Genomic DNA, 13,458 nt, shown 5'->3' with positions numbered 1-13,458 from the left:
GAGTCGTCCGGTCGGCCGGCCGGATCCCTACGCTCGTCACCACGCACGACCAGAGGCGGCGCTCGCGTCGCCGCCCGGGCTCTGGGTGGGGAGGCTCAGTGCAACGTGCACGGAGATCACGCGTGGCTTTCAGACTGACCGCACTCGCGATGGTCGTGGCACTGGCCTTGCCGCTGTTGACGATGTCCAGCCCGCCGACCGCCGTGACCAGGCAGGCCCTGCCGTTGGGTGCCGCCACCACCGCGCCCGAGCAGAGCTCCGGATCGGCGGACGGCCTCGGGCATGCCGCCTCGACGTCGGCGACAACGACGTCCCTGGCCAGCTCGCCGCATGAGCAGCCACGTCCGGCCAACGCGGTGCCCGACACCGCCTCGCCGGCGCCGGCCGTGCACCAACCCGGCGTCGACCAGCGGCAGACCAAGCCCACGGTTTCGCAGCCGCGCACCGGTCCCGTGCTACCGCCGGATGCGCGCGAACGGGTCGGCGATCGCACGGCGACCACGGAGACGTTCGACAACCCGGACGGATCGCGCACGCTTCGGCTACACGCCGGTCAGTCCAACGTGCGGACGCCGGACGGCTCGTGGCAGCCGGTCGACCTGGCGCTGGCCATGGGAAATGACGGACGGGCCCGGCCGAAGCTGTCGCCGATCGCTACGAGTTTCGCCGGCCACGCCGACGATCCCGTACTGGCGCAGGTGGACTTCGACGGCGACCACGGCCTGAGCTACGGGCTGGTCGGCGCGTCGGCCGCCAAGGCCGAGGTGGCGGGCTCGCAGGTGACCTATCGCGGGGTCCGCCCGGGCGTGGACCTGGTCCTGTCCCCGACGGCGTCCGGCGTGAAGGAGGACCTCGTCCTCGCCTCGGCGGCGACCGCGAGCGTGGAGTTCACCCTGCGGCTCAAGGGATTGCGGCCGCGTGTGGACAGCGACGGCGGGATCTCGCTGCTGGCCGGCGATCAGGTCGTCGGCGTCGTCCCGGCCGGCTACATGACCGACGGGGCGACGGCGCGCTCGACCGGCGTGCGCTACACGGTGACCCCGAACGGCCCCGCGTGGACGTTGCGGATGGACCTGGACGCGAAGTGGCTGGCCGATCCGGCGCGGGCGTACCCGGTGGTGGTCGACCCGTCGGTCGGCAAGTTCCACACCGACGCCGACGACACCTTCGTGCAGCCGGGCAAGCCGGCCCAGTCCACCAACCAGGTCCTGGAGGTCGGCAAGGTCGACGGCCTGGAGGCGCGGTCCTACCTGCACTTCGGCAACGCCCTCGGCCAGCTGCGCAACCAGTACATCCTCGGCGCCTCGTTGGTGCTGGACAACATCGGCTCCTCCTCGTGCACCCCGCAGTCGATGACGGTCTTCGAGGTCACGCAGCCGTGGGACGGTGGGATGACCTGGCCGGGCGCGGGTGTCGGGCGGGCGCTGGGCAACGCCTCCTTCGCGCACGGCGCGGCGGGCTGTCCGTCGCAGGCCTGGGAGGGCTTTCCGCTCGACCCGGACGTGATGACCCAGTGGACGCACGGCAACGCCGTGGCCAACGGGCTCAGCGTTCGGGCCACCAACGAGAACGACGGGCAGGGCAAGCGGTTCGCGTCGGCCAACGCGCCGACCCAGCCCGACGACAAGATCCCCTACCTCGACGTCAAGTACTCGCCGGACGGCGCCGCCTTCAAAGTCACCAGCATCACCTTGGCCACTAACAACAAAGAGGGCCGGATGGTGGTGAACGCGACCAACTGGGGCGCGTCCGCCTGGCCCGCGGGCGGCGCTTACCACCTCGGCTACGTAGTCGACGGGGGCACCACCAAGACCGACTGGGCCCCGGCCACCGCCGTCGGCCCGGGCCAGACCGCCACCTTCGACGTGCCGGTGATCCCGTTGCCGCCGGGCTCGCACGAGATCAAGCTCAGCATGTGGGGGCCGGACGGGCGCAGCTTCGCCGACGCGCAGGGCGTGCCGTGGGGCGTGTTCACCATGGAGGTGCACAACGAGCCGCCCACCACGAACTACCAGGCGCCCGGCACCGGCGCGGTGGTGGAGACACTCACGCCGACGCTCTACGCCGAGGGCAAGGACCCGGACGACTGGCCGGAGAAGGGCCTCAGCTACAAGTTCCGCCTCTGCGCCGACCAGGCGCTGACCACCGACTGCCAGGAGTCGGACTGGGGCGGCCAGTCCTGGGCGCCGCCGAAGCCGTTGTCGTGGAACCGAACCTACTTCTGGGGCCTCAAGGTCTACGACACCGTGGACGCCACCCCGGACTGGGTCGAGCTGGTGCTGACCACCCGGGTGCACCAGCCGGAGATCACCTCGCACCTGGCTGGCAGCCCGGGCAACACCGACGGCCCCGGCCTGGACCCGCAGATCGGCAACTACTCCACGGTTGCCACCGACGCGTCGATGCCCACGGTAGGCCCGGACCTGACGGTCACCCGCACCTACAACAGCCTGGATCCCCGGCGGGACACCGCGTTCGGCGAGGGCTGGTCGTCCCGGGTGGACATGCGGCTGCGCCCGGACGACGACGGCTCGGGCAACGTGGTGATCACCTTCCCGGCCGGCCGCCAGGTCCGGATGGGCCGCAACCCGGACGGCACCTTCGCGCCGCCGCAGGGCGCGGCCCTCGAACTGGTCTACACCGGCGGCGGCGCGGCCACGTACACGCTGCGCGACAACACCGGCGGACAGTGGGTGTTCGACCTGTTGGGGCGGCTCACCTCGGTGTTCGATCCGGCCGGCATCGAGGAACGCCTCGGCTACGACACCAACGACCACGTCACCACGATCACCAACCAGATCAGCCGGCGCACGCTTTCCCTGACCTGGACCGGAAGTCACGTCAGCAGCGTGCAGACGCCCGCGCCCCAGCTCGGTGGCGCCCCGCTGACCTGGACCTACTCCTACACCGGGGACCGGCTGGACAAGGCGTGCGTGCCGGGTGACGCCCCGAATTGCACGTCGTACCAAGGCAAGGGCGGGTCGCACTACCTGAGCACCGTGCTCGACGACAACCCGCGCGGCTACTGGCGGCTGGACGAGAACGGCGGCGACAGCTTCGCCAACGTCACCGCCCGCCGACCCGGCTCGGATGCCGCGCAGCAGCACGGAGTTGTGCTCGGGGCGGGCGGCGCGCTCGACGGCACCACCGACACCGCGGGCGCCTTCGACGGCAACGGCAGCTACGTCACGCTGCCGCAGAAGCTGCTGGCCGAGTCGATGTCGGTGTCGGCCGAACTGTGGTTCAAGACCACCGACGGCGGCGTGCTGCTCAGCTATGCCGACCAGCAGTTCCCGGCCGCGGCGACCAAGTCCACGCCGGTGCTCTACGTCGGCACGGACGGCTTGCTGTACGGCGGGTTCGCCATGCACGACCCGGGCGGCGCGCGCCAGGTCGTCAGCGCCAGGCAGGTCAACGACGGACAGTGGCACCACGCCGTGCTGTCGACCGCTGTCACCTCGCAAACCCTTTATCTGGACGGGCAATCGGCCGGCACGATCACGGGCGTCGTCGACCACGGGCAGGAGGGCATGCTCACGGTCGGCGCCGGCAACGGCAAGGACTGGCCCGCCACCAACGGTGCCGGCTACTACTTCACTGGCTCGATCGACGAGGTCGCACTCTACCTGCACACCGTCGGCGCGCTCGCGGCCCAGCGCCACTTCGCCGCCCGCGGCGCGGTCGACCAGCTGACCTCGATCACCCTGCCCCAGGACAACCGCCAGTTCGCGACCCTCACCTACGACGACGCGCACGATCGCGTGCGAACCCTGGTGGATAACCAGAACCGTTCGTGGACGATGGACACGCCGACGGTGCTGGAATCGCTGCGGACCGCCGTGCTGCACGGCCCCAGCACACACGGCGACTGGACCTATGTCGAGGACATCGACAACGGCGGCCGGATCGTCTCCAGCAGCCACAACGGCGGGACCAAGGCGTACCGCTACAACGAGGCGGGTTTCCCGTCCGGCCTGACCGACGAGAACGGCAACACCTTCACGGAGACCACCGACGCCCGCGGCAATGTGCTCAGCCGCACCTCCTGCCGGGCCGGCGGCTCGTGCTTCACCACGTATTCCTCTTACGTGGCCTCCGATTCGCCGTTGGACCCGCGCCGCGACAAGCTCGCGTCCACATCGGACGCCCGGTCCTCGGGGCCGGACGACACCCGCTACCGCACCACCTACAGCTACGACACAGCCGGCCGGCCGACCGGCGTCGTGACGCCGCGACCGGTCGGCCAGACCGCCCCGCCGGCACTGACCAACGTCTACTCGACCGGCGCGGAGGACGCCGTCGGCGGCGGCAAGGTCCCGGCCGGGCTGCTGGTCACTACCACCGGCGCGCGTGGCCAGGTGACGACCAGGCAGTACAGCGCCAACGGCGACCTGGTCGCCGTGCTGTCCCCGACCGGCCTGCGGACCGGCTACGGCTACGACCTGATCGGCCGGCAGACCTCCGCCACCACGACCAACAGCGGCGGCGCGGACATCGGCACCACGACGATCGAGTACACGCCCAGGTCGCAGGTGTCCAAGGTGACCGGGCCGGCGGTGACCAACCCGGTCACCGGCGCCACCCACCAGGAGGTCAGCGAGACCCGCTACGACGGCGACGGCAATGTCACGCAGGACATCCTGTCCGACGCCACCCCGGGTGGCGATCCTCCGCGCGCCACCAGCTACGCCTACGACGGCTCCGACCGGCTCACCAAGATCACCGACGCCGCCGGCGGCGTCGAGACGTTCTCCTACGCCGACAACGGATTGACGGTCACGGACAAGGACGTCCGGGGCTTCTCCTGGACCACCCGGTCCGACGAGTTCGGCAAACCCCTGGCGCAGTTGGTGAGCGGCCCCGGAGTCGATCCGGACAACCCAGACGTCGGCACCCTGACGATCGAGTCCATGGCCTACGATCCGGGCGGTCGGCTCGCCTCGGTCACGGACGCGATGGGCCGGCTCACCACGTACCAGTACTACGGCGACAACCTGCTCGCGTCCCAAACCCGGCCGAACGTGCTCCACGCCGACGGCACCCGTCACGATGTCGTGCTGAGCCAGGTGAACTACGACGCCGCCGGCAATGTCGTCGACCAGATCGGCGCGGGCGGACGGCGGGTGTCGCAGACCTACGACGACGCCGGCCTCGTCGCCACCTCGACCGTCGACCCGGGCGGCCTGAGCCGGCAGGTCAGCTACCAGCGCGACGCCGACGGCAATCCGACCCGGGTGGAGCGGCGCGGGGCCGCCGACCGCAATCGGGTCGAGGTCACCGCCTACAGCTACGACGCCGCCGACCTCGTCACCCGTGAGGACGACTACCTGGACGCCACCACGGCAGTGTCCACTGTGTACAATCGGGACGAGCGCGGGCTCGTTCGCAGCACGGTCGACCGGCGTGGATTGACGACGTCCCAGGACTACGACGCCAACGGCGACCCGGTGCGGACCACCTATCCGCCCACTGACGTCTGGGTCGCCGGCGTCCAGACCAAGGGCTTCGCCCGGGTGGAGACAGTGGGGCGCAACGCTTTCGGCGAGGCCACCCAGACCGTTGACGGCGCAGGCGGCGTGACCACCGCGGCATACGACCCGATGGGCCGGGCCACCGCGGTGACGTCGCCCGACTACACCACGCCCGGCGGCCAGACGATCAAGGCGACCGCCCGCACCGAGTACGACGCGGCCGGCAACGTGGCCAAGCTGACCGATCCGCTCGGCCGCGTCACGACCCACACGTACGACGCGTTCGGCCGGCCGCTGACCACGACCCTGCCCCAGGTCGGCGACCAGCCGAGCACGGCCACCACGCACTACGACCGCCTCGGCGAGGTCGTGTCGAGCACCGACCCCAACGGCGCCGAGACTAAGAGCACCTACGACGAGTTGGGGCGGCAGGCGACCACCACGCAGGTCGAGCGGACCACCACTCCGGTGTCGTACTTCACCACCACGATGGGCTACGACGAGGCCGGCGACATCGTGTCCGTGCGCAGTCCGCAGGGCAACGTGGCCACTGCGACCTACAACGGCGCCGGCGAGGTGACTGGGCGGGTCGACGCCACCGGCCGCGGCACCACGATCGACTACGACATCGCCGGCCGTTCGGCCAACGACACCGACACCGGCGGCGTGGTCACCACGACCACGTACAACCTGCTGGGGCAGCCGGTACGCACCGCGCAGTCGGTCAACGGCCAGGAGCAGCGGGCCACCACCAATTCCTTCGACGCCAACGGAAACATCACCGGCACGGTCAGTCCCGAGGGACGCGCCACCACCTTCGGCTACGACGAGCTGAACCGGCTGGCCGTGCAGACCGAGCGGGTCGACGCCACGAAGTCGATCACCACGACCACCGGCTACGACAAGCTCGGTGCCCGCAGCCGGATGGTCGACGGCAACGGCAACGCCACCAACTACACCTACACCAGCTGGGGTCTGCCCGAGTCGGTGGTCGAACCCGCGACCGCCGCCACCCCCGCGCTCGCCGACCGGACCTGGACCACCGGCTACAACGCCGCCGGCAAGGCCGTGTCGCTGACCAAGCCCGGCGGCGTCACCACCAGCCGTGAATACGACAGCCAGGACCGGATCACCGTCGAGCACGGCGCCGGCGCGCCGGACCGGGTGTTCGGCTACGACCGGGTTGGCAACCTGACCAGCATCAACAGTCCCGGCGGCACCACGACGTACTCCTACGACGACCGCGGGCACCTGACCGCCTCGGCCGGGCCCGCCGGGAGTTCCAGCTACAGCTACAACGGCGATGGCACCATGGCCTCCCGCACCGACGCCAGCGGCCAGGCCACCTTCACCTACGACGGCGTCGGCCGCCTCACCACGGTGGCCGATCCACTGTCCAAGCGGACCGCCCGCTACGGCTACGACGCTCCCGGCCGGCTCTCCACCGTCACCGACACCGCCGTGAACGGTCAGGTCAGCCGGCAGATCGGCTATGACTCCCTCGGGCGGACCACGTCCGACAAGGTCGTGCAGTACATCGATTCCGGCGTGCCGCCGCGGACCCTGCTCGGCACCGAGTACGGGTACGACCGGGACGACAAGCTCACGTCCAAGACCAGCACCAGCACCGTCGGGTCCACGCCCAACGGCTACGGCTACGACGGCGCCGGGCGGCTCACCTCGTGGACCGACGGCTCAGGCCAGACCACCAACTACGGCTGGGACAACGCCGGCAACCGCGTGAGCGCCGGCTCGCAGACCTACAGCTACGACCAGCGCAACCAGCTCCTCTCCGGCGGCGGCGCCTCCTATTCGTACACGCCGCGCGGCACCCTCGCCTCGGTCACGCAGAACGGCGTCACCCGCACCTCCTCCTTCGACGCCTTCGACCGCCTCATCAACGACGCCGGCACCACGTACTCCTACGACTCCCTCAACCGCGTCGCCGACCGCAACGGCACCAGCTTCACCTACTCCGGCCTCAGCAACGACGTCGTCTCCGACGGTTCCCGCCTCGTAAGCCGCCTACCCGACGGCACTGGCTTCTCCGACAAGGCCACCACCGGCTCTGCCAAGATGCTCTACGCCGACCAGCACGACGACGTCGTCGGCCGCTACCTCAACGCCTCCGTCGACGGCCGCCGCTCCTACGACCCATTCGGCGCCATCCTGTCGTCCACAGGGGACACCTCCTCCCTGGGCTTCCAGGGCTCCTGGTCCGACCCTTCCTCCGGTGCGGTAAACATGGCCGCCCGCTGGTACTCGCCCACCAGCGGCCAGTTCACCAGCCGCGACGACTGGACCGTCGACCCCCAACCCTCCGCCGCCGCCAACCGCCACCAGTACGGCAACACCGACCCGGTCGGCAACGTCGATCCGAGCGGACACGATCCGATCGTCGAATGTGACGCTTATCCAGCGCCATGCATCGGGATTGTCGGTCCGGCGGATCAGACGGTGGTCGACGAATTGATGAAGATCGCCGCCGACCAGCTCAGGCAGGAATGGTTTAACTACGCCCTCAGCCAGCCGGTGGGCTGTCAGCATCGATACGGCAAGTGCCAGGACACGTGCGTCGTCGTCGGCGCGACCAGGTGCTTGTCGTCCTCGGTTGGCGGAGCCGGAACTGTGCCCGGTCTGCCGCCGTCACCCAAGAAGCCGACTGGTGGCCACCCGACCGTCCAGCACAAGAAGCCCCCGGTGATTCCGACGCCGCCGCCCCCGCCACTGTGGGACATCAACCTGCTCGGGCCGCTCGCCGCGGCCGCCGCCGGCGCGTTCGTCACCTTGTTCAGGGCGGCCGAAACCGCCGTCGTGGACATCGCCACCTCGGTCATCGACAACGTGCTCGAACACATCGCCGGGGACACCGACATCACCCCGAACCCTGAGCCGAACCCGGTCCGGGTCGACAGGCCCTTTCCGATTCCGCTGCCGTTGCCGGACGTGAAGCCCCAGCCGAAGCCGGACCCCGGCCCCGACGAGGACGACGACGAGGACGAATGCCTCGACGGCAGCGCCGCGACGGATATAGCGGTGAATGACCCGATGCAGCAGTTCACGTGGAACGGGCAGGGCTACTACCCATACAAGACGCCCGGGAAGCCGACGTTTCGTGCCACCGGTGGACATGTCTGTCTCAGCAGCACCCGGCCGAGTAAGAAGCGGACGCCGTACACACCGGTCGGTTATCAGTCGGGCGATAATCGCAGTCACCTGATCGGTTACCAGTTCTGGGGAAGTAACGGACGCACGAACATCGTCCCTCTGGAGGAGACGGTCAACCAGGATGACATGGAACCGGTGGAGGGTACGATCGCGGATGCCGTGGGCAAGAACAAGAACACTCGGATCTACCTCGACGTCAAGGCCGTCTATGTCAATCCGAATTCCGGCACGCCGACGGCGGTAATCATTGACGCCGTTGGCAATGGTGGCTTCAGCTGCCAGGTGACGATCGTGAATCCACCGATGCCAGGCAGCTATCCAGGAGGGCGGGTCGGTACCGGCCGGGCCGCCACCCGAACACATCCGACATGTTGAGGACTGTGAAAGCCATGACTGCATTGAGACGCGCGGTGATCCTGGCCGTGGGGATGACGTTGGGGATCTCTCTGGGCCTGGTGCCGGTGACGGCGGTGGCCAAGCCGGCGTCGATCGATTCGGTGCAGGCATCCCGGCCGGGGGAGGCGGTGCCGAAGGATCGTAGCGGTCGGTTGCTGCTGTATGTCGACGGCGACCGGGACGCGGTGACGACTGCTGTGCGCAATGTCGGCGGGGTGGTGAACGCGGCCGCGGGGAGCCGGCTGGAAGTGGCGTTGCCGCCGGACAAGCTGGCGGACCTGGCCAAGCAGCCGTCGGTCAAGGACATTCGTCGGCCGGAGCGGGCGATCCCGATGGCGGTGACCTCCGAGGGAGTGGCCGCCTCGGGGGCCGATCAGTGGATCGCGGCCGGCAAGAAGGGCGCCGGCGTCAAGGTCGGCGTTCTGGATGTCGGCTTTACGGGACTCGAAGACGCGCAGCAGGCCGGTGAGCTGCCGGCAGTGGCGTCCAATATGGACGGTTGTCGTGACACCGCCAAGTTGGAACAGCACGGGACGGCGGTGGCGGAGGTGGTGCACGACATGGCCCCCGAGGCGCAGCTGTTCCTGGCCTGCATCGACGGGCCACTGGACATGGGGCCGGCGGCGGACTGGTTGCGGCAACAGGGTGTTCAGGTGATCACGGCGTCGATCGGGTTCCTTACCTCGGGCCGCGGCGACGGTTCCGGTGACCCGGGCAGCCCCGCCGACGTGGTGCGAGCCTCCAGGCAGGCCGGGATTGTGTGGTCGGTGGCGGCTGGCAACCTGGCCCAGGACCACTTCGCCGGCAACGCGACGGATGCCAACGGCGATGGCTTCGTCGAGTTCAACGGGACCACACAGAACAACGGGTTCTCGTTGGAGGCGGGCAGATCGGCGACGGTGGGGTTGCGGTGGGACGCGTGGCCGAAGTCGACGGACGACCTCGACGTGTACGTGATGAAGTCGAATCACGCGCCGACGGGTCCGGCGGATCCGGAGATCGCGGCGGCGTCCACGGTGGACCAGCGGGATGTTCCTGCCGGCGGCCGGCCGACCGAGGAAGTCACCTTCACCAACACCGGTGGCACAGGTGTGCAGTACTGGATCTATGTCAAGAACAACAACACGACGCCGGGTCGGCACTTCGATCTGTTCGTCTCGGGCACCAGCAACCCGTTGCAGTTCACGACGGCCGGCGGGAGCGTGACCGAGCCGGCCACGTCGCCGTATGCGTTGGCGGTCGGCGCGACGGAGCCCAACTCCGGGGTGCTGGAGGCCTACAGCGGGCAGGGGCCGACGATCGACGGCCGGCAGAAGCCGGATCTGGTGGGTTCGGCCAAGGTCAGCACGTTCACGTACGGATCGAAGGCATTCACCGGCACCTCCGCGAGCGCGGCCCATGTCGCAGGCGCGGCGGCGTTGCTGAAGTCGGCCAACCCGCAGCTGGACGCGGCGCAGTTGGAGTCGACGCTGCTGGCCAGGACCAACCCGAAGCGTTCGGACAACCAGTGGGGCAAGGGAACCCTCGCCCTCGGCCCGCCGGACTCGGCCCCAGCGCCGGCCGGATCGGGCTTCACGGCGCTGACCAAGCCCAATCGAATCCTGAGCACCTTCGACGGCACGGGCGGACATTCCGGGCCGTTCGCCGCCGGTGAGGTGTTCACGCTGCCGATGCCCGGCGTCGCTACCGACACCACCGCCGTGGTGCTGACCATCACCGGCTACGCAGACGCGGCGACCGGCATCGACCTGTTCGCGGCCAACCCGACGGGCGGCAACTCGCCGACCTCGCACCTGCCGCTGGCGGCCGACCAGTACGCGTCGGTCACCGTGGTGGCGCCACTCGGGGCCGACCGCGCGGTCCGCGTCCGGAACAAGGCCGGAAAGACGAACATCCAGCTGGACCTGGTCGGCTACTTCAACCCGGGCGGCGGGAGCACCTACTTCCCGAAGCCGACGGCCAGCCGGATCCTGGACACCAGGGGAGCCGCCGGCGGCATGCCCAGCAGCCCACGGTCGACGCCGCTGGGTGGCGGCGAGGACTACGCCCTGCCGGTGCGGGGTGTCGCGGGCGTGCCGCAGGACGCCACGTCGGTCGTGGTGAACCTGACCGGCCTGGACAACACGCTGCACACCTGGATCACCGCCTACGGCCAGGACTTCCCGGGCACCAGCACCTTGGTGCTGGGCCCGAACCAGCGCCGAACCGGTCTCGCGATCGTGCCGGTCGCCCCGGACGGCAGGATCCGGCTGCGCAACGGCGCCGGTCTGGCGGACGCGATCGTTGACATGCTCGGCTGGTTCGGCCCGGGGCAAGGCGGCCGGTACGTGTCGTTCCCGGACGCCAGTCGGGTTCTGGACACCGCGAACGGCACCGGAGTCCGCCAGGGCGCGATCGAGGCCGGGGAGACGGTGCCGGTGCAGGTCGGCGGTTTCGCCGGCGTGAGCGGCAATGCCACCGCCGCGGTGCTCACGGTCGCGGGCACCGAGAACATGCTCGGCTCCGACCTGTCCCTCGGGCCGGCCGAGGCCGGCCTGCCGACGACGGGCTCGGTGGCGATGTACCAGCGCCTGCCCGGCGCGAACACCGTGTTCGCGCCGCTGGGCGACAGCGGGCTGGTCGACGTGCGCAACGAACGCGGCCACGCCCAGGCGGTCGCGGACGTCGCCGGCTATTTCGTCGGCGGCTCGAAGGCGCCGGCCGGCGGTTGCGTGACGCCGAGGAACGAGACGGGCTTCACCGGCATCTTCGACGGCCGCGTCGAATCCGGCCTGCCCGGGTGGCAGGTCGTCGGAGCGGTGGGCCCGTCCGTCGAGGGCTGCGAGCTGGTCACCCCCAAGGCGGCCGGATTCGTCTGGTACCCCGAGCAGAGCTTCCGCGACGACTACACCGTTCGGCTGGACTTCAACGACCCCACCGGCCACGGGGACTCGGGGATATACCTGGGATTCGGCAACCCGGGGTCCGACAGCACCGCGCCGGGCCGCACCGGCGTGGAGGTGCGGATCGGGGCAGGCGACCCGGACGCCACCCGGCGGACCGGCGGCATCGCCGGCCTCCAGGCGCCCAGCGTGGACGCGACCAAGCCGGCCGGCCAGTGGAACAGCTACGAGATCACCTTCGCCGGCAACCGGGTCACGGTCGTCCTCAATGGACAGAAGGTGAACGACTACACCATCACCGACCCAGCGCGGCTGCATCCCGACACCTACCTCGGCATTCAGAGCTCCGGGTCGGGCGACTCGGTGCGATTGCGCGATGTGCGGGTCCGCCGGAACAGCCCGCTGTCCAGCGGGTCGCTGACCGGGGTCAACGGCAAGTGCCTCGATGTCACGGAGGGCGACACGAACGGGACGGCCATCGAGATGTGGTCGTGCAACGGTGAAGCCGGGCAGGTCTGGGCATCGGTCTCCGACGGCTCGGTCCAGGCGTTTGGGCGGTGTCTCGACGTCAAGGACGGCGCCAGCGGCAACGGCACCGCCGTGCAGCTGTGGTCGTGCAACGGCACCTACGCGCAGCAGTGGCTGGTGAGACCGGACGGCACCATCTACAGTCTGCTCGCCGCCAAGTGCCTGACCGCCGGCTCCGGATCCGACGGCGCCGGGCTGGTCATTCGGGACTGCGGGAACCTGCCGGAACAGCAGTGGCGGCCGCAGTTCGGGGCGGGCCGCGACGGTGCGCTCGTGACCACCGGCAAGCGGTGTGTCGACGTCACCGGCGGAGATCCGAACACCGTGCACGTGACGGCGTTCGAATGTCAGGGCAGCATCAACCAGGAGTGGACGCTCGACCCGGACGGCTCGGTCCGGAGCCTCGGGAAGTGTCTCGACGCCAACGGCCGCATCCCGAACCAGCCGACCGTCGTGCAGTTGGCCGTCTGTTCCGGGGCGACTACCCAGAAGTGGAGCCTGCGGCCCGACGACACCCTGGTCGGCCTGGCCGAGTCGCAGTGCCTGACCACGATGACCGAGGATTCCGAGAGCTCGCTCATGCTGACGCCGTGCGCGGGCAAGCCAGCACAGCAGTGGAAGCTGACCGCGCGGGCGGTCGCCACGGGCAAGGTGGCCTCCTTGTCGGGCAAATGCCTCAGCGGCGACGCCGGCCAGGGCACGGCCCAACTTGCCGCGTGCGTCAACACGGAGATCCAGGCCTGGCAGGTGATCGACGACGGCCAGCTGATGATGGCCGGACGCTGCCTCGAGGTCGGCAACGGGGCCACGGCGGAGAACAGCCCGGTCGGGCTGGGCGATTGCACCTGGGGCGGGTCGCAGCGGTGGATGGTCCGCCCGGACGGCTCGCTGGCCAACCAGGCGTCCGGCAAGTGCCTGACGCCGTCGGGCAACGGCATGGTGATCGCCACGTGCACCGGGGCGTCGAGCCAGCGGTGGGCCCTCCTGCGCCGCCAGATCTGATCGAGATGAGG

General features: G+C 69.9%; 2 protein-coding genes. Both read left to right on the top strand.

Going from position 1 to position 13,458, the window contains the following annotated elements; all coding sequences use genetic code 11:
- Nucleotides 1-122: 122 nt before the first annotated feature.
- Nucleotides 123-9,014 (top strand): LamG-like jellyroll fold domain-containing protein, encoded by an 8,892-nt coding sequence (locus tag ACIG5F_RS02790; RefSeq protein WP_396515642.1) that lies wholly within the window; start codon nt 123-125, stop codon nt 9,012-9,014.
- Nucleotides 9,015-9,028: 14 nt separating this feature from the next.
- The gene (locus ACIG5F_RS02785) at nt 9,029-13,447 is read left to right on the top strand and encodes a ricin-type beta-trefoil lectin domain protein (RefSeq protein ID WP_396515641.1); all 4,419 of its coding nucleotides are present in this window, start codon (nt 9,029-9,031) and stop codon (nt 13,445-13,447) included.
- Nucleotides 13,448-13,458: the final 11 nt, after the last annotated feature.

Source organism: Kutzneria sp. NPDC052558, assembly GCF_044547355.1.
Taxonomy (GTDB): Bacteria; Actinomycetota; Actinomycetes; order Mycobacteriales; family Pseudonocardiaceae; genus Kutzneria.
Note: the sequence above shows the minus strand (reverse complement) of the source record. Positions and strands in the feature narration are given on the sequence as shown.